Source organism: Roseobacter weihaiensis, from assembly GCF_020622345.1.
Lineage (GTDB): Bacteria > Pseudomonadota > Alphaproteobacteria > Rhodobacterales > Rhodobacteraceae > Roseobacter > Roseobacter weihaiensis.
This window is the reverse complement of record NZ_JACNMO010000005.1, coordinates 1-19,588: the sequence shown is the minus strand read 5'-3', so window position 1 is coordinate 19,588 and position 19,588 is coordinate 1. Positions and strand designations below refer to the sequence as shown.

At 57.9% G+C, this 19,588-nt stretch carries 19 protein-coding genes and 3 pseudogenes; 14 read left to right on the top strand and 8 right to left on the bottom strand.

What is annotated here, in order from left to right:
• Nucleotides 1-2: 2 nt before the first annotated feature.
• From H7847_RS07290 to H7847_RS07265, 6 genes are read left to right on the top strand one after another with little or no spacing between them, the layout of a single operon-like run.
• On the top strand, nucleotides 3-1,187 hold the full coding sequence (locus tag H7847_RS07290) for a D-alanyl-D-alanine carboxypeptidase family protein (protein WP_406675974.1): 1,185 nt from the start codon (nucleotides 3-5) through the stop codon (nucleotides 1,185-1,187).
• Nucleotides 1,184-1,822 carry a dTMP kinase gene (gene tmk, locus H7847_RS07285; protein WP_227268730.1) on the top strand — a complete coding sequence of 213 codons (639 nt, stop codon included), beginning with the start codon at nucleotides 1,184-1,186 and terminating at the stop codon, nucleotides 1,820-1,822. The genes H7847_RS07290 and tmk overlap by 4 nt, the downstream gene beginning before the upstream one ends.
• Nucleotides 1,819-2,925 (top strand): DNA polymerase III subunit delta', encoded by a 1,107-nt coding sequence (locus tag H7847_RS07280; RefSeq protein ID WP_227268729.1) that lies wholly within the window; start codon nucleotides 1,819-1,821, stop codon nucleotides 2,923-2,925. Before tmk ends, H7847_RS07280 begins: the two co-directional genes overlap by 4 nt.
• A 32-nt stretch (nucleotides 2,926-2,957) precedes the next feature.
• Nucleotides 2,958-3,764 carry a TatD family hydrolase gene (locus tag H7847_RS07275; RefSeq protein WP_227268728.1) on the top strand — a complete coding sequence of 269 codons (807 nt, stop codon included), beginning with the start codon at nucleotides 2,958-2,960 and terminating at the stop codon, nucleotides 3,762-3,764.
• Nucleotides 3,764-4,564, top strand: coding sequence for an MBL fold metallo-hydrolase (locus H7847_RS07270; RefSeq protein ID WP_227268727.1), 801 nt, complete (start codon nucleotides 3,764-3,766; stop codon nucleotides 4,562-4,564). Before H7847_RS07275 ends, H7847_RS07270 begins: the two co-directional genes overlap by 1 nt.
• Before the next feature lie 21 nt (nucleotides 4,565-4,585).
• Entirely contained in the window at nucleotides 4,586-5,521 is a 936-nt protein-coding gene (locus H7847_RS07265) for an AEC family transporter (protein WP_227268726.1), read from the top strand.
• 28 nt (nucleotides 5,522-5,549) lie between these two features.
• On the opposite strand, the gene H7847_RS07260 is transcribed toward H7847_RS07265, so the two are convergent.
• Nucleotides 5,550-6,293: a maleate cis-trans isomerase family protein gene (locus H7847_RS07260; protein WP_227268725.1), complete on the bottom strand. Its 744-nt coding sequence runs from the start codon at nucleotides 6,291-6,293 to the stop codon at nucleotides 5,550-5,552.
• An 80-nt stretch (nucleotides 6,294-6,373) separates the two neighbouring features.
• On the opposite strand from H7847_RS07260, the pseudogene H7847_RS07255 reads away from it, so the two are divergent.
• Both H7847_RS07255 and H7847_RS07250 read left to right on the top strand, forming a co-directional pair.
• Nucleotides 6,374-7,021 (top strand): annotated as a pseudogene (locus H7847_RS07255) (M24 family metallopeptidase); the annotation flags it as partial.
• A gap of 282 nt (nucleotides 7,022-7,303) precedes the next feature.
• Nucleotides 7,304-7,510: a M14 family metallopeptidase gene (locus H7847_RS07250; RefSeq protein ID WP_227268724.1), complete on the top strand. Its 207-nt coding sequence runs from the start codon at nucleotides 7,304-7,306 to the stop codon at nucleotides 7,508-7,510.
• 232 nt (nucleotides 7,511-7,742) lie between these two features.
• Here the strand turns inward: H7847_RS07250 and H7847_RS07245 are convergent, their stop codons facing one another.
• From H7847_RS07245 to H7847_RS07235, 3 genes are all read right to left on the bottom strand, one after another.
• Nucleotides 7,743-8,528 (bottom strand): universal stress protein, encoded by a 786-nt coding sequence (locus H7847_RS07245; protein WP_227268723.1) that lies wholly within the window; start codon nucleotides 8,526-8,528, stop codon nucleotides 7,743-7,745.
• 387 nt (nucleotides 8,529-8,915) lie between these two features.
• Complete coding sequence (locus tag H7847_RS07240; RefSeq protein ID WP_227268722.1) at nucleotides 8,916-9,404, bottom strand: c-type cytochrome; 489 nt, start codon at nucleotides 9,402-9,404, stop codon at nucleotides 8,916-8,918.
• A gap of 149 nt (nucleotides 9,405-9,553) precedes the next feature.
• Nucleotides 9,554-10,021: a SpoIIAA family protein gene (locus H7847_RS07235; RefSeq protein ID WP_227268721.1), complete on the bottom strand. Its 468-nt coding sequence runs from the start codon at nucleotides 10,019-10,021 to the stop codon at nucleotides 9,554-9,556.
• Nucleotides 10,022-10,516: 495 nt separating this feature from the next.
• Between H7847_RS07235 and radC the strand changes: the two genes are divergently transcribed.
• Together radC and H7847_RS07225 are read left to right on the top strand one after the other, a co-directional pair.
• Nucleotides 10,517-11,461 (top strand): RadC family protein, encoded by a 945-nt coding sequence (gene radC, locus H7847_RS07230; RefSeq protein ID WP_319799754.1) that lies wholly within the window; start codon nucleotides 10,517-10,519, stop codon nucleotides 11,459-11,461.
• A 393-nt stretch (nucleotides 11,462-11,854) separates the two neighbouring features.
• Nucleotides 11,855-12,271 (top strand): NUDIX hydrolase, encoded by a 417-nt coding sequence (locus H7847_RS07225; protein ID WP_227268720.1) that lies wholly within the window; start codon nucleotides 11,855-11,857, stop codon nucleotides 12,269-12,271.
• Nucleotides 12,272-12,999: 728 nt separating this feature from the next.
• Here H7847_RS07225 and H7847_RS07220 read toward each other — a convergent pair.
• Nucleotides 13,000-14,055, bottom strand: coding sequence for a nitric oxide synthase oxygenase (locus H7847_RS07220; RefSeq protein WP_227268719.1), 1,056 nt, complete (start codon nucleotides 14,053-14,055; stop codon nucleotides 13,000-13,002).
• Between the two features lie 1,023 nt (nucleotides 14,056-15,078).
• Nucleotides 15,079-15,909 carry an alpha/beta fold hydrolase gene (locus H7847_RS07215; RefSeq protein ID WP_227268984.1) on the bottom strand — a complete coding sequence of 277 codons (831 nt, stop codon included), beginning with the start codon at nucleotides 15,907-15,909 and terminating at the stop codon, nucleotides 15,079-15,081.
• 438 nt (nucleotides 15,910-16,347) lie between these two features.
• On the opposite strand from H7847_RS07215, the gene H7847_RS07210 reads away from it, so the two are divergent.
• The 3 genes from H7847_RS07210 to H7847_RS27115 are packed head-to-tail and all read left to right on the top strand — an operon-like array spanning nucleotide 16,348 to nucleotide 17,871.
• A complete protein-coding gene (locus H7847_RS07210) occupies nucleotides 16,348-16,701 on the top strand; it encodes a MerR family transcriptional regulator (RefSeq protein ID WP_227268718.1) in 354 nt (117 codons plus the stop codon).
• Nucleotides 16,698-17,297 (top strand): short chain dehydrogenase, encoded by a 600-nt coding sequence (locus tag H7847_RS07205; RefSeq protein WP_227268717.1) that lies wholly within the window; start codon nucleotides 16,698-16,700, stop codon nucleotides 17,295-17,297. The genes H7847_RS07210 and H7847_RS07205 overlap by 4 nt, the downstream gene beginning before the upstream one ends.
• Nucleotides 17,188-17,871 carry a transporter substrate-binding domain-containing protein gene (locus H7847_RS27115; protein ID WP_406675973.1) on the top strand — a complete coding sequence of 228 codons (684 nt, stop codon included), beginning with the start codon at nucleotides 17,188-17,190 and terminating at the stop codon, nucleotides 17,869-17,871. The genes H7847_RS07205 and H7847_RS27115 overlap by 110 nt, the downstream gene beginning before the upstream one ends.
• Here H7847_RS27115 and H7847_RS07195 read toward each other — a convergent pair.
• Nucleotides 17,759-18,391, bottom strand: a complete 633-nt coding sequence (locus tag H7847_RS07195) for an ImmA/IrrE family metallo-endopeptidase (protein ID WP_227268716.1) — start codon at nucleotides 18,389-18,391, stop codon at nucleotides 17,759-17,761. The genes H7847_RS27115 and H7847_RS07195 overlap by 113 nt on opposite strands.
• Nucleotides 18,392-18,665: 274 nt before the next feature.
• On the opposite strand from H7847_RS07195, the pseudogene H7847_RS07190 reads away from it, so the two are divergent.
• Nucleotides 18,666-19,128, top strand: a pseudogene (locus tag H7847_RS07190) (tyrosine-type recombinase/integrase); the annotation flags it as partial.
• Here the strand turns inward: H7847_RS07190 and H7847_RS07185 are convergent.
• Nucleotides 19,128-19,588 (bottom strand): annotated as a pseudogene (locus tag H7847_RS07185) (helix-turn-helix domain-containing protein); the annotation flags it as partial. The pseudogenes H7847_RS07190 and H7847_RS07185 overlap by 1 nt on opposite strands.

The window sequence follows — 19,588 nt, the reverse complement described above, 5'->3', positions numbered from 1 at the left end:
CAATGAGGAGATTGAACGTGATCCGTTTTGCCGTCGCCATCTTCGCCATGATCTTTTCGACCGCCAGCGCCTCGGCCTTTGAAACCAAAGCCGCCGCTGCTTTTGTGATGGATCAGACAACCGGCACCGTGCTGCTCAACAAAGAGGCCGACACCCCGCTGCCGCCTGCCTCGATGTCCAAGCTGATGACCCTGTATATGGCCTTCGATGCGGTGCGCCGCGGCAAAACCGAAGGCGGGTTGGACATGAACGAAGAGCTTCCGGTGTCGGAGCATGCCCAGTCCTACGGCGGCTCCAGCATGTTCCTTCGCTCTGGCGAGACCGTGCGGGTTGAAGACCTGATCCGCGGAATTGTCGTCTTGTCGGGCAATGACGCCTGTGTGGTGATCGCCGAAGCGCTGTCGCCGGATGGGACCGAATACGGCTTTGCGCGGCTGATGACCCAGCGGGCGCAACAGATGGGCATGACAAACTCGACCTTTACCAATGCAAGCGGATGGCCCCAGCCCGGTCACCTGATGTCGATGCGCGATCTGGCCTTGCTGGCAGACCGGCTCATCACCGATTTTCCAGAGTTCTATCCTCTTTTTGCGGAAACCGAATTCGAATTCGACAACCGGGTGCCCAGCAACCGGCTGAACCGCAATCCGGTTCTGACCATGGGCATCGGGGCGGATGGTCTCAAAACAGGCCATACGCAGGAGGCAGGCTACGGGCTGGTCGGATCGGCGAAACAGGGGGACCGCCGGGTGATCTTCGTAATTACCGGTCTTGATACTGTGGCGGCGCGCGCGCAGGAATCTCAAGCTATCGTCAATTGGGCATTTCGTCAGTTTTCCATGCGCGAAGTTGCAACAGAAGGCCAGCAGTTCGCACAGGCCGACGTCTGGATGGGCAGCGTCCCGACCGTCGGGCTCGTCGCGCCTGAAGATCTCAGTGTCCTGATGCCAGCGCTGGCCGGTCAACAGGTCGAGGCCGAGGTCGTCTATACCGGCCCGGTCGAGGCGCCGATTGCGCAGGGCGATCCCCTGGCCGAGCTTGTCTTTACGCCCGAAGGGCTGCCCGAAGTTCGGCTCCCGCTCGTCGCGGACCGGGATGTGGCAAGCGGTGGCTTTCTCAGTCGGATGACGACGGCGGCCATGATCCTGATGACGAAGCTGATCCAGGGGCCTGAGGCGCAATCGTGACACCGTCGCCGCGCGACACTGGATTGTTCATTACCTTTGAAGGCATCGACGGATCAGGCAAATCAACGCAATCCAACAGGCTTGCGGCACACTTGCGCGCCCAAGGCTACGACGTGGTGGAAACACGCGAGCCTGGCGGCTCCGCCGGGGCCGAGGAAATCCGCGCGCTGGTGCTGCAGGGGGACCCTGACCGCTGGTCTGCCGAAACCGAAATCCTGCTCTTTACCGCCGCGCGCCGGGACCATCTGGAGCGGTTGATCGCGCCCGCGCTCGCGGCAGGCAAGATCGTGATCTGCGACCGCTTTGCGGATAGCACCCGGATGTATCAGGGGCTGTCCCGTGGTGATCTGCGCGATGTTGTCGACCAATTGCACAGGTTAATGATCGGACGGGAGCCGGATCTCACTGTTCTGATCGACATGGACCCGGCGGTGGGGCTCGCCCGCGCCTTGTCGCGCCAGACTGCGGACGAGCGCTTTGAAGCCTTTGGCGAAGATTTGCAGACCCGCATGCGCGCAGGCTTTCTGAAGCTGGCGGAGGAGTTTCCCGACCGCTTCCGAGTGGTCGATGGTGCGCAAGCCCCTGATGCCGTGGCAAAAGACATCCGGCAGCTTGTTGAGGCCGCCCTACCATGACCGCGCCTGACCAGATCGACGGTGCGCCTCATCCGCGCGATACCCTTGAAATATTTGGTCAATCCGTCGCCGAGGCCGGGTTTCTGGAGGCCTATGCGACCGGACGTCTGCACCACGGCTGGTTGCTGACCGGGCCGCGCGGTATTGGTAAGGCAACTCTCGCGTGGTCCATCGCGCGTTTCCTGCTGGCCACCCCGTCGCTGGATGGAGACGGGCTCTTTGGCGCTCCCGTAGCGCCGTCGTCCTTGCATATCGATCCCGAACACCCTGTAGCGCGCCGGATCGCGGCAGGCTCCGAACCCGGCCTGAAATCGATCACCCGCACGGAAAATGAAAAAACCGGACGCTTGCGGGATGTGATCTCGGTCGAGGATATCCGTGGCCTGACCGGGTTTTTCCAGATGTCCGCCGCTGATGGCGGGCGGCGGGTTGTCATCGTGGATGCTGCGGACGACATGAACCCCCAAGCGGCCAACGCCCTGCTTAAAATGCTTGAGGAGCCACCGGATCGCGCGACACTACTGCTTGTCAACCATCAGCCGTCAAGACTTTTGCCGACCATCCGGTCGCGCTGCCGCGTGTTGCGTCTCAAACCGCTTGGTGCCGACGATATGGCGCGTGCCTTGACGCAGGCCGGGACCGACACCGCTGCCCAAACGGCCGCCTTGTCGGAACTCTCAGGCGGTTCGGTCGGAGCTGCCCTGCGGCTGTCGGCGCTGGAGGGTCTGAAACTCTATGCCGAGCTGGTCGCGCTAGTAGGAGGGCTGCCGCAATTTGACCGAAGCCGGGCTGTCAAACTGGCAGAAGCCGCCGCCGCACGCGGGGCAGAAGCCAAGCGGGACCTGCTGTTTGAGCTCTTGGACCTTTTGCTTGCGCGTCTTGCGCGCACAGGGGCCAGCGGTGTTGTGCCCGATGTCGAGGCCGCCCCGCGTGAGGCGGAAACGCTGGCGCGGCTGGCGCCGCACCCGGCAGCGGGACGCGCCTGGGCCGAGATCGCCCAGGAGACAGGTGCGCGCAGCCAACATGGCCGCGCGGTGAACCTTGACCCTGCCGCCTTGGTCCTAGATACCCTCATTAAGATCGGTCAGGCCCGCGCCGCTTGACACAGGGTCGGCCAGTAAGACGTCGGACAGGCATGAGCACAGAACCGCATATCACAGACAGCCACTGCCACCTCGACTTCCCGGACTTTGACGGACGGCTCGACGAGGTTGTCGCCACCGCCCGAGCGGCGGGAGTCATGCGCATGGTCACGATTTGCACCAAGCTGAAAAACGAACCCGCCGTGCGCGCGATTGCCGAGGCGCATGCGCCGATCTATTATGCTGCGGGGACCCACCCGATGAGTGCGGCAACCGAACCCATGGCCACCGTGGACGGCCTTGTCGCACTGGCGCAGCACCCGAAATTTGTGGGGATCGGGGAAACCGGGCTCGACTATCATTACACAGCCGAAAGCGCCGAGGTGCAGAAAACTTCCCTCCGGGTGCATATCGATGCTGCCCGCGAGACAGGTCTGCCGGTGATCATACATGCCCGCGACGCTGATGAGGACATGGCCGCGATCCTGAGGGACGCGTATCGACAAGGCCCGTATACTTGTGTGATGCACTGCTTTTCGTCGTCCGCGGGGCTTGCGCGGGCGGCGCTTGATCTGGGGTTTTACCTTTCGATGTCGGGGATCACGGCTTTCCCCAAATCGCAGGCTCTGCGGGAGATCTTTGCGGCAGCACCGGTGGACCGGGTTCTCGTTGAGACAGACGCGCCCTATCTCGCCCCGCCGCCGCATCGCGGCAAGCGGAACCAACCTGCCTTTACCGCCTATACCGCCCGGCGCGCGGCAGAGACCTTTGGCATGGAATACGAAGCCTTTGCCGCGCAGACAGAGGCGAATTTTGACCGCCTGTTCTCCAAGGCGGCGCAGCCCGCCCCGGCGTCATAATGGCAGATTTGCACTTTACCATCCTGGGCTGTGGATCGTCAGGCGGCGTGCCGCGACTGGGCGGGCATTGGGGGGATTGCGACCCGGTAAACCCCAAAAACCGTCGCCGCCGATGTTCCTTGCTGGTGGAGCGGCAGGGCCCCGGCGGCACAACAACCGTGCTGATCGACACCTCCCCGGATGTGCGCGAACAGCTGCTGGACGCGGATGTGGGACGGCTGGACGCCGTGATCTATACCCATAGCCACGCCGATCACGTGCATGGCATCGACGACCTGCGCATGATCGTTTTCAACATGCGCGCCCGCCTGCCGGTCTGGGCCGACGCGCCGACCCGCGATGCGCTCATGCAGCGTTTCGGCTATGTCTTTATTCAACCCAAAGGCTCAACCTATCCCCCGATCCTGGAGATGAACCTGATTGACGGCGACGTGACCATCGAAGGCGCGGGCGGCCCGATCACCTTTTGTCCCTTTGACGTGCCCCACGGTGGCATGGACGCGCTGGGGTTCCGCATAGGCGATCTGGCCTACCTGCCGGATGTGGCCCAAATCCCGGAGGCTGTCTGGCCCAAGCTTGAAGGGTTGGACTGCTGGATCGTTGATGCGCTCCGGCGCGACCCTCACCCAACCCACTCCCATCTTTCCCAGACGCTGGAGTGGATTGAACGGGCAGGACCCAAACGGGCTGTGCTGACGAATATGCACATCGATCTTGACTATGAAACTGTTCTTGCTGAAACCCCCGATCATGTCCAACCGGCCTATGACGGGCTGCGCGTAAGCCTCGCCGCCCCCTAAGATCCGGTACAAAAGGCCCCCATGCAAACCCTTCTTGAGGTCATCCTCCCGGTCTTTCTGGTCATCGGCTTCGGTTATGTCGCGGTCTGGAAAGAGCTGTTTCCGGTCTCCGGCATCGACGGGGTGATGCGGTTTACCCAAGGGTTTGCGATCCCCTGTCTGCTCTTCAAGGCGATTGCGGAAATCGATCTGCAGAACTCCTTTGACCCGCGGTTGCTCTCAAGCTTCTATGCGGGGGCTACCTTGTGTTTCTTTGCCGGGATGTTCGGCGCGCGGGCGTTTTTCAAGCGCGATTGGGAAGATTGCGTGGCCATCGGCTTTTGCTGTCTGTTTTCCAATTCGGTGCTGCTGGGGCTGCCCATTACCGAACGGGCTTACGGGCCGGAGGCGCTGACCGGCAACTTTGCGATTGTCGCCCTGCATTCGCCTTTCTGCTATGGGCTTGGCATCACCGTGATGGAGATTACCCGCAATCGCGGCAAGTCACCGCTCGTGATGGCGCGCGGCGTGGCCAGCGCGATGTTCCGCAATGCGTTGGTGATCGGCATCGCGCTTGGATTTTTCGTCAACCTGACGGGCCTGCCAATCCCAACGGTTGTTGATGATGCGCTCTCGCTCATCATCCGCGCGGCTCTGCCGGCGGCGCTCTTTGCGCTAGGCGGCGTTCTTTTCCAGTACCGCCCCGAAGGTGACCTGCGCGCCATTACGATGGTCTGCGCAATTACTCTCGTTCTGCACCCCGCGCTGATGTGGCTCTTTGGCAAAAACCTCTCCGTCCCGGATGAGGCCTTCCGTTCCGGTGTGCTTACGGCCGCCATGGCACCCGGTTTCAACGCCTATATCTTTGCCAATATGTACGGGCGGGCGCGCCGGGTGGCCGCCTCCTCCGTCCTGCTGGCGACCCTGGGGTCGATCCTGACGGTCTGGGTCTGGCTTGTGCTGCTGGAAGGCATCTGAACGGCGGGAACGGGCTGCCCAGGCTTTCTCAGCGACCAAACAGTTGCCCCGGCGCAGCAGCAGGCGGCGCAAGCCCCGCAAGCCGCATCATATGCCAGGCCAGCACCTGATTGCTGGCCAGAACCGGCTTGCCCAGCAGGGCCTCGAGCGGCGCAATGCTCTCAAGGGTCCGCAGATTGGTGCAGGACAGAAACAGCGCATCCACCTCCGCGTCTGCCATCAGATATTTCGCCGCCGACATGATCGAGGCGGCCTCAATGCGGACCACCGATGCCTCCTCTGCGACATTGAAACTGCCGAAGACAGGTGTGGAAATATCTGCCTTTGCCAGGGCGATGCTCAGCCGCTCGGACACCTGCGCGATATAGGGCGACAGCAGAGCAACGCGGGAGAGCCCCAGGTACCGACATGCGGCGATCAGGCTGCTGAGCGGTTCTGTGATGTGATGCGCGGGCGCCCCGGTGCGGATCTTGTCGGCCACGGCACCGGGGCCGATCTGCGCGCTGGCAGAGGTGCAGCCATATCCGATCACATCGAATGTCAGACCTGCCGGGAACAGCTTTGCTGACGCCGTCAGATGATCCTCCATCGCGGCGAGGGACCCGGATGTCACCTCCCTTGCGGAGGGCACACGGCTGACCATCAGTTCGCAATCGGGTGGTAGCAGACGGCGCAGGTCGCCTTCCACGGTCTCATCAGACTGCAGGGCGATCAAACCCAACCGAGGGGCGGTGATCTCAGCCAACCTGTAGGGGAACGGCCTCGCGTTCATCCCTCAAGCACCCGCATCTCGGGGCCACAGGGTGTCGAAAGCCACGCGGCACCGTTCTCGCGGATCACGATGTTCTCCTCATGCACGGCGTGATCCGCGACAAGGCCGAGCCCGGCATGCGCAAGAACGATCTGATTGCGGAAATCTATCATGCCTCAGTGACGGGCGCAGACGAATACTGGGGCGATTATCCCGCGATTGTGCCGATGGCCCCGTCAGGTATTGATGCCACAGCCCCGCACCTGACCTGGGACGACAGCCCCCTGCGCCGGGGGGAAAGCACATTTTTCGAGATCGCAGGGGCCCATAAGCGCTATCAATGCCCGCAGTCCCGCACGCTGTTTTTCGGCAAACCACCCCAAAGGTATCTGGACGCTGAAAAGGCCGTGTTGGAGGCGGTGGAGGCTGGTCTGGAGCGGGCAAGACCCGGCAATCGGTGCGAAGACATTGCGCTTGCCTTCAATGCCACCCTGAACCGGCTGGGCTTTGAAAAAGACAGCCGCTGCGGTTACGCGATTGGCCTCTCTTACCCGCCCGATTGGGGCGAGCGTACGATGTCGTTTCGCACAGGCGACAAGACCCTGCTGGTCCCCGGCATGACATTTCATTTTATGCCAGCGCTCTGGCTCGATGACGGCGGATTGGAGATTACGGAACCCATCGTTATCACCGGAAGTGGCGCCAGCTGTCTGTGCAAAACGCCGCGCGCTCTGGTCGTCAAGGATTAGCGCGCTGCGGGACACCCCGATCACCGCAACCGTGGATTTCAGCTGTGACGACAGGCAATCTGGCCATCTGCGCCTGCCTTATAGCCACAACGACAGCCCATGGGAGCCGATCCTGATCCCGATCTGTATGATCCGAAACGCCGACGGTTCCTGCGCGCTTTTCACCGGTGGCAATCATGGCGATGAATAGGAAGGCCCGATGGCGCTGCACCGGCTTGGGCGTGCGCTGACACCTGCGAAAATTAGGGGCACCAGGCTGTTGCGCCCGTCGATCAGGGGAATATGAACCGCGCCTTTCCCGGTCCGCCGGATGGGGCGCCGGCGCAAAAGATCGCGGATTGTCTTCAGCGCGTTCTGCTGCCCATGGCCGATATCGTGTTCGATTTTTTTTCGGGGGGCCGCACGCCGGATTTCCGCCCTTTGAAGGGTTTCATAGACTTGAGGACAAGGCGCAGGAGGCGCGTTGTCGGGCTGCCCAGCATGCCTTAAGCGCGCCCTGCAGCATCGAGATGCGAGAGATTGAAGCCTTGGGCATGTACGATCATCTGCCCAGCCCAAGGGCCGCATTATGACAATCGCTAATTTCAGAGCCGTGGTTTGCCTTTCGGTTTTAGGGATTTGACAGCTCTCATAAAGGAGAATGCCACCAGTCACGGCACCCGCAATAGGACAAGGAGCATGGCATGACGTGGTTCCATGAAAGACGGGCCGGTTTCGCGCTCTATTTTGCCAGCAAGAGATCACAAGGGGGCTGCCGGATCAGCCCCGCCGAGAACCCCCCAAGAATGTAGCGCCCCGTATTTGAGCGTGTATGCGCGCCAATGGCCAGCAAATCATAGCGTTCCTTGGCCATGAGATCGTGCAGCGCATCCTGTGCGGACGCCTCGACAAATATCGGTTCAGGCAGGTGATCGGGAAGACCACAGACCGCCTTCCACGTGGCATAGTCCCGCTCAGCCTCCTTGCGGAAAGAGACTTGATGCGCGTGAAAAAGATCCACCTTCGCCTTTGGGGCGATTACCTGTATTTTATGCAGCGCAGATGCACAGACCGGCGACAGATCGACACCCCCCAGAACACGGGCGTAGTCATGATCCGCCTCTTCGGAGACAAGAAGAACCGGCAGGTTGCTGGAGCGGATGAGGTGCTCCATCGTGGTTTCCTTGATATGATCGAGGAAGACGCGCCGACGATGCAACCCGACGATCAGCAAATCCGCGCTGGCCGTCTGTGCAGTGCCGTTGATCTCTTCAATCGTGTCGCCAATGACCACTTTGATCTCGTGATCAATCTGCCGTCCTTTTGCGTCCTCAGCAACATCATCCGCCAGGCTCTTGACAGCTTCTTTCTGTATCTGAGTTGCCAGCGCAGCCGGTATGGCTGCATCCACCACATGCAACACCGTGAGCCGCGCCTCCAACCCTGCCGCCAGATTGACACCACGCCGAACCGCCTGTCGCGACCGCTCAGATAAATCACTTGCCACGATGATGCTTTTCACCGTCATGTCTCCCCCCGTTCAGTGCATTCTTGACCTCTTTCCCATGTGGGGAGATGTTGGACCCACACAAGATGTCGCTGCCCCTCTTTGGGATGATTTTTCCATCGAAGGAACATGCCGGTGACGGGCGGTACCCGGTGTAGGTATCGCGCGAATGTCGGCACTGAGCCGTGCAAGCTCTGTGGCAGCATATGCCGCGATGCACCATGAAGCTGCCATGAGCCCAACTGCACGAAATCTTGCTTGGGTGCCCCATACTGCCGCTCTTTCTGGGTGCTCTGACAGGCGCGCAGTATCAACCGAACGAGAGTACTTCGCCGGTATATACCCTCAATCGCTGACACCTTAGCTCGTTTCTGCTCAACGCCTGCGCCAGATTCCAAAAACACGATTTTACTGCTGGATGCTCTCCAGATAAACCAGCAAGCCAGCCAGTTCCCTGGGTGTCGGTGTAAGCACACCTTCAATTTCCACCGGAACAAGGTCTTCGGCCATCTCTCCACCAAACTGGGGCATGACACGCGCAAGATGGCTGTTTTGAGGATCACCGTAGATGTAACTCAACGCACGCGCTGCGGGGAACGTCCCGCCGTTTGCTTTGCTTAGTGTCGTTAGATCCGTTGCTGCAACGGTCAGACGGCTTGCGGCCGGACCATTGCCTTGGCCATCGGTGCCGTGGCAAGATGCGCAATTCTCGGCAAAAAATGCGGCACCGTCAGCCCGCGTGGGCATGGCCTGATCTTGCCCAGCCAGGTCCGTGCAGGACGCCAGCCCCGAAAGAGCAACCCCAAAACCAAAAACTGCCAAAATAGTCCTGTACATATTCGCCTCTCTTTTTTCAGTTGCTGTGAGAATTTCCTCTGCACACGCAATAACAACCATCTGGTGGTTCCCGGCAAGCGGGGAAGCCGTTCGCCCCGCAATTCAAATCACATGCCGGGATACATCCTTTGGTGAAGGACCGTGCGGGCACTCATGAACCGAAAGGTCGATGCAATCGACCGACCGGCGGCGACCGTGCGGGTCCGAGTTCAGACAGGAAAATTCTCCTCTTCTTCCTCCATACTGTCATTGAGCCAGTCTTCTGCAGCCTTGGCAGCCGAAAGCGAAAAGCTCTTGACCTCAAGTGACGGGATCAAAGCGCCTTCGATATCTGCGGCAGTTCGGAGCCACGCGGTATCTGAGAGCACTGCACATTTGTCAAATTTGCCTATTAAGCTGAACAGCTTTGGCATCTGCTGGAACTCGACGGCCAGCGCGCCCATGGTCGGCATCTCGAAGTCTAGAATCCTGTAGAGCATCTTTCCGTGGGTGATCCCTTCCGATTTCTCAAGCAATTCATCGAGCGCGGCCCGCATTGCTTCTGCATCAAGCACACCCGAGAGTTCGAGGTCTAAACGGTTTGCTCCCGGTTTCGAGATCTTCAACATTTTCAGATTCCTTATCTCCTTGCGCATAGAATGGGCGATCTGGTTGTCGATGGTGTTGATGCAAATCAAAAGCCCTCCTTTGACCTGTTCAGACTGAGCTGGTTTGAGGGCCGCAAAGCTGCAAATCGGCGGGGCACCGCGCAGACCCGCGCCGAGATCACACAGAGCAGTTTTCTACGTGGCTGCTAGGTCAGACCATGGCAATCGAGTGGTAGGACGAGAAGCCCAGGGGCCAGGTCATAGAACACCTGCGCACCTTGTGGGACACCGTGGACGGATTGTCGCCATCGCCAAGGATCAAATCAAGATCTGTCGGCCTTCACATGCAAATCGGTGGTCAGGACGTCGAGGCAAGGGATATGATTGTTTCCGTTGCGCCCTCTGAGCGGTCTCAGAGATGTCACAGATATCTGCCAAAACCGCCTTTGGCAGACACACCACAGATTTAGCACCATTTTTCAACTTCGGCGTTCAATTGTCGTTTCTTAACGAAACATTAATCAGAATTCTGCAGCCTATTGGTTTGACGATATCATAGCCGGTTTTGCCTGTAGGAGGTCACAAATGAACCGTTGGTTTACTTCTGGAGCGACAATCCTTGGTAAAAGGCAAAAAGCGGCCCCGCAGGTTTCGCGCCGTATTTTGAAAAACCCTCCAAGCGGGTTTTCGGAGGATGCACTGCGTGGCCTTGCGGATCTGGACGCAAGGGTCCCACCACCCGGCATCGAGACACGGCCGGCTTTTGCACCGTCTTACAGACAGACAAGCAAACTTTCCAAAACTGCAGCCGCCGGTGGCGGTTTGCTGATGGATGGCGAAGGCAACCGCGTACCCCATTACTGGGGTCATCGCAAACGTCTGAGAACGCGCTTCATGGATGGCGGACACAAGTCCATGCCGGAATATGAGTTGTTGGAGCTTGTACTGTTCAACGCTATTCCCCGTATCGATGTAAAACCACTGGCAAAGAGGTTGCTGAGTACGTTCGGTGATCTGAATGGAGTTGTTGCGGCATCTCGGCATCGTGTTTTGCAAGTGGAGGGAGCGGACGAGAAAGTATACTTGCAGCTCAAGATTGCAGAAGCTTTTGCGCAGCGGATGGGTCAGGCAAAAGTTCTGAAACGAGAGGTCATGTCGTCTTGGGATCACCTCATTACATACTGCAGAACCTCTATGGCGCATCGCGAAACCGAACAGTTTCGCATCCTGTTCTTGGATAGGAAGAACATCGTCATTGCAGATGAAGAACAGTCACAGGGCACGGTAGACCACGTTCCTGTTTATCCGCGCGAAGTGGCCAAACGGGCACTTGAGTTGAATGCGAGCGCGATCATCCTGATACACAATCATCCCTCCGGTGATCCCTCTCCCAGTTCGCAAGACATCGCAATGACGGACAGTGTTGCATCTGCTTGCGCCGCGATCGGCGTCACCATCCATGATCATGTGATTATCGGTAAGCAGACGGAGTTTTCTTTCAAAGCCGAAGGCATGTTTGCATGCGGCTGACGGTTGGTGCCGAAGGGTCAGGCCGCTGCAACTGCCAAAAACGGAAAGCTGGGCGACACAGCAGCGGTCGTGTTGGCATTTGCGGGAACCAACCCCTCCGCTGAATTGCAGCCGATCATAATTCAAGGCGGAATTAGGGTTTTTCACAGCGATAGACCGGAGGGTCGCCCGAGGCTCATCAGGCGCTGGCAGCGGGACGATCCTGGTGGCTGATCACCAAGCTTGTCGTTTTAAGCCTGCCACAGTGCGACGGTCAAACACCTGCTCAGACCGGGCATGGCCACGGCGGAGATATCCCCCCTTGCACCCATGGTCCGGGTCCCAGGCGCAAATCCAGCCACCAACAATTACCCCAGGCTTTCTTTCGCCGCCACGCTCTGCAAAACTCACCTCATGACAAATCATCCAAAACTTGCTGCTCTGGCTGTCGTGATACGGGCGGACCAAGTGCTTCTCGTCAAGCGCCGAAATGAACCGGATGCCGGTCGCTGGGGTTTTCCGGGCGGCCATGTGGACCTTGGCGAAACCGCGATGGAGGCCGCCGTGCGTGAGCTCTACGAAGAGACCGGTGTGACAGGCCAGCCGCGTCGCTATCTGACGAACGTAGATGTGATCGAGCGCGACGATGAGGGGGCCGTTCGGTTCCATTTCCTGCTTGCGGCGGTTCTTTGTGAATACCATGTGGGCGAACCTGTCGCCCGGGATGATGTCAGCGATGCGCGATGGTGGCCGGTTGCCGACGTCTTGTCGGGCAAAATCGAATGCAGCCAGCATGTCGATGATATCGTGGAAAAGCAGTATTCTGCCTGAAAGGGCCATTGCCGCAATAGCAGGTTGTCCCGCAAGGTGTGAGCTGGTGCACCGTCGAACGCTGCGCGGTGCATGACGGGCCGCAAGGCGAAATCTGCGCGGCGGTTTTTGGCAGATTGACGAAGGACCGGATTGGGCCGGGTACTCGCTGGTTCATCACCTCTGCAGGCTCAATGATTGACGCCATCTGACGCCCACAGAGGTGTGGATGGGTCAATGAAGCCTTGAAGCGGGCGTTTTGTGGTTGTCTTACCTGCGAGGGCACTGCGTTGACTTTGCCATCGTTGCATTGACTTCTTACCAATGGTGTCAGTGGTGGCGCGACGAGACATCAGTTGAACGTGGGCCAAAGCATGAAAGCTGTCACCGGTATTCATCCATAGGGGCTCTTTGCGATCCAACCAGAGCAAACAGCTTGACGAGGAAAGCGAGCCCAAAGAAGTAGGCTGCGGCACATACGACGGGGCGCGTCCTGGATTTTTGAAATGTCAGGGGGTCTCCCAGGAAATATATCCGGGCACTCGATTTTACTGGCTCAAGGCGAGTTGACCAAAGTGGTCGGCCAGACGGCGGGTTCCATATATATATGGCTCGCGTTCATACCCACGGCGCCCAGGACAACTTGTGCGGGGCAGGTGACCCTGCGCGGCGCCGCCTTTGGCGAGATCCCAAAGCGGCATGGTGAAGATGAACCAGCTTTTGCAAAGCCTAGGGGCGACTCAACCGTTCTAAAAGTCCAATTCTGGAACGGGCTGATAGAAATAGCCGGGCTTTAACATCGTGGCCTGAAGGTCTTTCATGTGCCAGATCTCCGAAAGGTTCGATGAAAGAGGCGGCGCAAGCCAGGGCCAATGGCCCGCCACGATCCGATCTTGTTTTCTTTCCCGGGCTCTGAATTTGCAAAAGCTTTCTGACAACGTGTGATGATCGAAGATGCGCACGCCCGCCTGAGAGAACGAGTGCAGAACAGCCCGGTTCAGCTCAACCATCGCCTGATCTTGCCACAAGGGATTTTCGGCCCCCTGATTGAGCCCAAGCGCGCGGGCAATCGGCCCCAACTGATTGTAGTGGCGTGGGTCACCAAGGTTAAAGCTGCCAATTTCCGTCCCCATATAGATGCCGCTGCTGGGGGCTGCGGTGTAAACACCTCCGCCCATGTCGAGCGCCATGCCGGAGACGGCGGGCAGCGCAAACCACTTCAATCCAAGTTCACCCACCGCGGCGGCGTCAGGATGTTCTATAGGCACCTCAAGAACGGCCTGGGGAGGCCAGGGGAAAAGGCGTATCGGTCTGTCGCCAATCCTGACCATGAGGGGCAATACGTCAAACCGCGTGCCCTGACCCCGCCAACCAAGCCGCTGAGCCAGTTTCGTCAGGTTCACGTTACGTGGATCACCGATTACTGAACCGTCAGCCTGAAGGTAGCCAGCATAAAGGATCAACTGCGCGTTGAGAATGCGAATCAATGGCGGCCCAAGTCCAAAGACCGTGATCATCGGCTTGATATCGCCACCATTGGTCGATGCATTTAGATGAGCGAGCAGGTTCTCAAAGACTTCGTCTTCGGTCTTTGCATCGCGCGCATCGCGCACCTCAAGCCCGGGCCAGAACATGCGTCCGATGCATCTTGCTGCATTTCGCCAAGCAACACGCGCACCCCATTTCAACTCTTCAGCCGTGTGGGTTACAGTCCCTGACCGCGCCAGTTCGCGCGTCAATTCTGCAATTCTTCGATGAGCGTCCGCGCCGGTTTCTTCGGCCATTTGCAGCAGAAACGCACGCATTTCTTCCGGACGATCTCCTGACTTTAACGAAAAGCTGTCGGTTTTAACAGGACACGATGATGGGATCAGCTTGTAGGTCTGCAAGTCTTATTCCTTAAATCAATTCTGGGTAAATACTCTGTTTGTTGCCCATCTTGTTGTCCGATATCTGGCAAGCCGGTTGCGAGCCGCGCGCAAAACCATGGGTTCGGCGTCTGCGGTGACTTTTATTATCCCTGGACGGTTCGGTATCTTGTTCCGTGAGCCGCATCGCAAAGCCTGCGATGCGCCCGGAAAATACCCTCGTCCATCAATATCAGAAGGGGGCTTCCTCGATTTCTGGGCGGTCGAACCCTGTCGTTTTGTAAAGACCGTTGCCAGGCATTCTAGACCGGGGATGTTAGCTGTGTGATTGATCTTTGGGTGGACAGGGTCAAGGTCAGCCTGACCAGGTGTCCAGAACCGTTGACCCCTGAAGGTCGTCTCGACACCCGGCGCCGCAAGCGGTTACGGGGGCAGTAGAAATATCAACGTCCATGTCGGTGTCGAAACTCTTCATAGTGACTCCTCCTGTGATCAAAGCTTCCAGAGGTTTCTAGTTCAGCCTGTTGGCATGCCACCTCAGGAACACTCGAACGCACTTAATATTTGGTCTATGGATATTTAGTCTGTGGTCGCCAAAGCTGACAAACGAGAAAAATTTGCGGACTATTATAATAATTTTCTAGTATCAGCTTGGCATCGCATCTGACTGGAGCGTTTGACCTGCTATGCCTGTGCCCAAATTCCTCCGACGCCCCCAACATCGGCGAAGGCCGCAAAGGAACCTATACGCAGCAATGCTGCAAGATTCATAGATGCCGGCTCAAGGGACGCGCCTCGGTCCTTGAAAAATCTGTTTTCATGATGTGAATGCGTCGCCCAGCAGGGCTTGCCGTCCGGTTTTTATCGCGGCGCAGCGCGAGGCCATGTCCGGATGCCGCGAGCGGAACAGATGACCACCAACAGAGAGACGTTACCTGACTGTGCGACTGAGCACCAAGATCACTTGGTCAGAAAAGTCAGTACCTCCGCGATACACTTCTGTGGCGCTTCAAGATGGGGCCAGTGACCAACATTTGGCAGCATCACAACCTTCGATCCCTTACCCATGACACCGTGCGCCTGAGCAAACGCCGACCTGCGGACCGCTGGTTCATCACTGCCGTAAATGACGAGACAGGGCGTGGAAAGAGGCGCTGTCAGAAGATCATCTGACGGTTCGGCTTTTCCCAAACGATAGTAGTCTATCGCCGCACGCGACCGGCTTTTGGGTTCCAGGGCCGTCAGAACAGTCTCGATGTGATCCGTCGGCACATGCCAGCTCGGGCTCCAAAGACTGTATAGCCTTTTTATCTCGTTGAAGCCATTTCGCCTGACCCACCAATCTGAAAAGCCACCCAAACCCAGATAGAGATTGTGCGGACGCGCCCATCTTTCCAGCAGCCCGCGTGGGCCAACAGCCAAAGGTGGAATTGCAAGCGCCACCAGCTTGGAGACGCGCTCCGGATACATGGCCGCAAAAGCATAGACCGCTGATGCCCCCCAGTCATGCCCGATCAATACGGCCTTATCTCTTTCAAGGTGGTCCAAAAGATCAGCGATATCCCGTGCAAGTCGATCTATGGAATAATTCGCGTCGCTTGCAACATCGGAAGGCGCATAGCCGCGCAGCGCCAGATTAATGACCTGAAAGCCCGCAGCCTCAAGATCAGCTGTCATCGCGTCCCACGTCCGATATGTGTCGGGGAAGCCATGGAGGGTCAAGATCACGGGGCCGTGGCCGACTGCGCGATACCGCAAGGTAAGCCCGTCCGAAGAGGCGAATTCATTCATTTGATTGTACATGACAAGATACCACTAAATCATGGCCCGCCGAGATGCCCACTTCGCCGCGCAAACCAGCCGTTCTGAAAAACTTGATGTGGGTCGCTCTATCCGCAAGCCGGCCATGGCGCATTACCGAATGCTACCCAGAAAAGACGGTCTATGGTAGTGAAAAACACGTCGCTTGGCGGAGGGAAAGAGGTCAGATTTTGGAAGGGTCGTGGCAGGGCCTCGATGGTGGCACTATCGTCATCGCGCTCTGTGAATTCGTCCAAACCGTGATTTTGCGAGTGCGGTGAAGATCCGGCATGGAGAGCCGTAGAGCAGCATTACAGGGTGACTCTGGATGTCTCCCTTGGATCGGGGTGTAGACAAGATTCGAGATTTCCTCTTGACCTTGAGCTACTCCAGCCCGGTATCTCGTTCGATGTCAGAAGGGAAGCTATCATGCGCATTTCAGAGGCCGCCTCTCGGTCAGGGCTCAAGGTCGATACGATCCGCTACTACGAAGCAGAGGGGCTCGTGCCGAATGTTGGTCGCGGGGCAGATGGACAACGGCGCTTTTCACCTGAGAATATAGACTGGCTGACGTTGCTTTATTGGCTCCGCGAGACCGGGATGCCGATGAAGGTCATGCAGGAATTCGCGGCTCTCTATGCCCAAGGCGAGGAGACAATCCAAGCGCGCAAGGATATCTTGCTCGATCACTCGGACTTGCTCGCCAAACGCCGCGACGATCTTGACCGATGCGCGGACATCCTCACCAGAAAGCTTGAGATTTACGAGGAGTATTTGCGTTGAAGATCATTCTTGTTGGTGCATCGGGCGATGTCGGGGAGGCGGCATATGCCGAGCTGTCAAAGCGCCATGAAATCATTCGTGCTGGCAGACATACCGGCGACGTGGTGGTTGATATCGGCGACAAATGCGCCATCGATGCGATGTATGACGAGGTTTGCACATTCGATGCCGTCATTTCAGCCGCTGGCAATGTTCATTTTTCACCGCTTTCGGATCACACCGAGGCGACATTCAGGATTGGCCTGGAGAACAAAGCTATGGGGCAGATAAACTTGGTTCTCTCGGGATTGGGCCGCATCTCGGACGGGGGGTCGTTCACATTGACAACTGGCGTGCTCAACCGCGATCCTGTCATTTCAGGAACCAGCGCTGCCACGGCAAACGGGGCTTTGGAGGGCTTTGTCACCGGCGCAGCGATTGAGCTGCCAAGAGGCATTCGGATCAATGCTGTCAGCCCCGGCCTGCTCCGGGTGTCCGCGGACCGGTATGGCGCTTTCTTTCCCGGGCACGAGCGCGTGGCTTCGGAGAAGGTCGGACGCGCCTTTGCAAAATGCGTCGATGGAGCCCTCACCGGACAGGTGGTGGTGGTCGCATGAGGCGGGGGTCAAGAAGTTTGCATACTTAATCGAACCATCCTTCAACTACCTGAATGAACTGGGTCTTTTCACAGGATGCGATGTTGAACTTGCACGCTATGTCCTGCGCCAGCTTGGTGTCGGGGATGTCGAATTTGTAGAGACGGAGTTTGCAGACCTCCAGCCTGGGCTTGCCCGCAGGGACCGGCAGATGACCACTGGACTCTTTGCGACCGCCGCCCGGCAAAGGGTCGCATTGTTCAGTCGACCGATCTGGGCCTTGCCTGATGGTCTGTTGGTCCGGTCAGCGGATGTCAGCCGCATCCGTGGGTATGGAAGCATATCCGATTACCGAAACGAAAACCGACCGTGTCTTACTCTTCGAATAAAAATGCTCAGCGCCAGTTTGAATCAAGCGAAATGGCCTTCATGGACGGGAACCAAAGCGATCTTTGGGGTGCGAAAACCAAAGAAGTCTCGACTTAGACTGTGTCGCCCAGCTCAAGACTTTTGGCGCGCAAATAAGCGATCTTCGTCGGCACATCAAAGCGAATGGAAGCCGCTTGGGACCGCCCTTGACACCAGGAATCTATAAACGCTTGTGTCGGCATAAGAAAAGCCATTCCGAACGCCTTCGCCTCTTCTAGTGCTTCATTTGAGTCTGGTTCATATAGAGCCTGGATCCCGCAGCCTGGGTGCGCTTTGCGCGTTTCGCCCACGTGTATTGCCCAGTGCCCAAGTGCTGTTGCGATAATAAAGCGGTCATCACGTTTGCGTCCTGTGCGAGGCAGCCAGATAACCGGCCGCTCTTCCAGCGGTATTTCCAGCATTATTTCATTTGGGCGATGAGAGTATTCGATATCTACGCCAGCAGTCTTGCAAACTTCATCCAACGATTTTCCGCTTCTGTAACCCCACTCGTGCGCATACCGGTCCGCCAGAACTTCAATTTCCAGACGCGTCTGGTGCGCTGCATCTGGCTCGACGTAGGGGTAGGAAAGACGTCTCGCAGGCATGTTACAAACCTTTTCATCAAATTCTGCGGCCGCTGTTAAGCCCAAAAGATTACTATATTGATAATCTTTGGCAAATCTGCAGACCCGTGGGCGCACCATAAGGGCTCTCAGCCGCCTTCGGATGCAAAGCAGCATCCAACAAGTAGGTTCATTTATCCAAGATGAGGATGGCCCAAAGCATGGGTAATTGCGCTGACCCTGAACTAAGGTCGAGCTCCCGTTAGGATCACAGGAAATCTGTGAGCAAGGGAGAAAGATGATGGAATATTTTGCCGGACTGGATGTGGCGCTGCGGTCGTGCATATTGTGCATTGTGGATGCCAGATCCGATCCAGCTCGCGGGCGACACGTGCGCCACCGATGGGTGTGTCATCCCGTTATCTCCGCGGATGCGGCGCGGCAAACAGCTTTAAGATTTGCGCTGGAGTGGGGCAGGGAGGCCGGTAAGAAAATCCAGATCGGTGCGCCGACATTGCAGGCTGCACGATGCCTATCTTGCCCGCCCGAAACTGCGGTCGCAGGCGCATAAGATTGGTATGCGGCAGCAGTTCGATCTGCATCTGAAGGACTGGCTCCGTCTCCCGCTTGATGAGATCTCAAAGTCTATGGTCGCTGATCGACATCGCGCGATGGCCAGTACGCCGTCCGGGGCAAATCATGTGCTTAAGTACTTCCGCACTGTCTGGAACTATGCGCGCCGGGTGCATGACTTGCCGGAAAGCCCGACCATGGCAATCGAATGGTATGACGAAAAACCAAAGGTTCACATCATTGAAGACTTGCGCACATGGCGAGACACCGTCGACGTACTGCAAAACCCGATCCACAAGGTGTTCTGCCACAGCTGGTTGATCGTAGTTGTTTTGTCTTTGAACTCCTTGGCAGCCTTCAAGACGATGAACGCCGGGCTGGTGATCAGATCATGCGCCTTGAGCGTGTGATAGACGGTGGCTTCCGAGACAAAGTAGCGTTCTTGATCCGTGAACGTCACCGCCAGCTCGCGCGGTGACAGTTCTGTCTCCTGCAAGGCGAAGTCGACAACCTTGCGCTTCACCTCATCAGGAACGCGGTTCCAAACGTGCTTCGGCTTGGGGCGCTGATCCTGCAACCCAGCCTCACCCCGCTGCAAATACCGATCATACCAGCGATAGAACGTCGTCCGGGGGATACCCAGTTTTGCCAATGTCCGACGGGCAGATAGATGGCTTTCCTCGACCAGCCGGATGATCTCAAGCTTTTCTGATGCAGGGTACCTCATTCGTGGTCGCCCCCACCGTCGAACATGCTTTTTTTGAG

Bases quoted from the DNA above. Each gene is read 5' to 3' on its own strand.
- H7847_RS07290 (WP_406675974.1), top strand. From the start codon at position 3: ATGAGGAGATTGAACGTGATCCGTTTTGCCGTCGCCATCTTCGCCATG.
- H7847_RS07280 (WP_227268729.1), top strand. From the start codon at position 1,819: ATGACCGCGCCTGACCAGATCGACGGTGCGCCTCATCCGCGCGATACC.
- H7847_RS07275 (WP_227268728.1), top strand. From the start codon at position 2,958: ATGAGCACAGAACCGCATATCACAGACAGCCACTGCCACCTCGACTTC.
- H7847_RS07270 (WP_227268727.1), top strand. From the start codon at position 3,764: ATGGCAGATTTGCACTTTACCATCCTGGGCTGTGGATCGTCAGGCGGC.
- H7847_RS07265 (WP_227268726.1), top strand. From the start codon at position 4,586: ATGCAAACCCTTCTTGAGGTCATCCTCCCGGTCTTTCTGGTCATCGGC.
- H7847_RS07260 (WP_227268725.1), bottom strand. From the start codon at position 6,293: ATGAACGCGAGGCCGTTCCCCTACAGGTTGGCTGAGATCACCGCCCCT.
- H7847_RS07250 (WP_227268724.1), top strand. From the start codon at position 7,304: ATGAACCGCGCCTTTCCCGGTCCGCCGGATGGGGCGCCGGCGCAAAAG.
- H7847_RS07245 (WP_227268723.1), bottom strand. From the start codon at position 8,528: ATGACGGTGAAAAGCATCATCGTGGCAAGTGATTTATCTGAGCGGTCG.
- H7847_RS07240 (WP_227268722.1), bottom strand. From the start codon at position 9,404: ATGGTTGTTATTGCGTGTGCAGAGGAAATTCTCACAGCAACTGAAAAA.
- radC (WP_319799754.1), top strand. From the start codon at position 10,517: ATGAACCGTTGGTTTACTTCTGGAGCGACAATCCTTGGTAAAAGGCAA.
- H7847_RS07225 (WP_227268720.1), top strand. From the start codon at position 11,855: ATGACAAATCATCCAAAACTTGCTGCTCTGGCTGTCGTGATACGGGCG.
- H7847_RS07220 (WP_227268719.1), bottom strand. From the start codon at position 14,055: ATGCGTGCGTTTCTGCTGCAAATGGCCGAAGAAACCGGCGCGGACGCT.
- H7847_RS07215 (WP_227268984.1), bottom strand. From the start codon at position 15,909: ATGAATGAATTCGCCTCTTCGGACGGGCTTACCTTGCGGTATCGCGCA.
- H7847_RS07210 (WP_227268718.1), top strand. From the start codon at position 16,348: ATGCGCATTTCAGAGGCCGCCTCTCGGTCAGGGCTCAAGGTCGATACG.
- H7847_RS27115 (WP_406675973.1), top strand. From the start codon at position 17,188: ATGGCGCTTTCTTTCCCGGGCACGAGCGCGTGGCTTCGGAGAAGGTCG.
- H7847_RS07195 (WP_227268716.1), bottom strand. From the start codon at position 18,391: ATGGTGCGCCCACGGGTCTGCAGATTTGCCAAAGATTATCAATATAGT.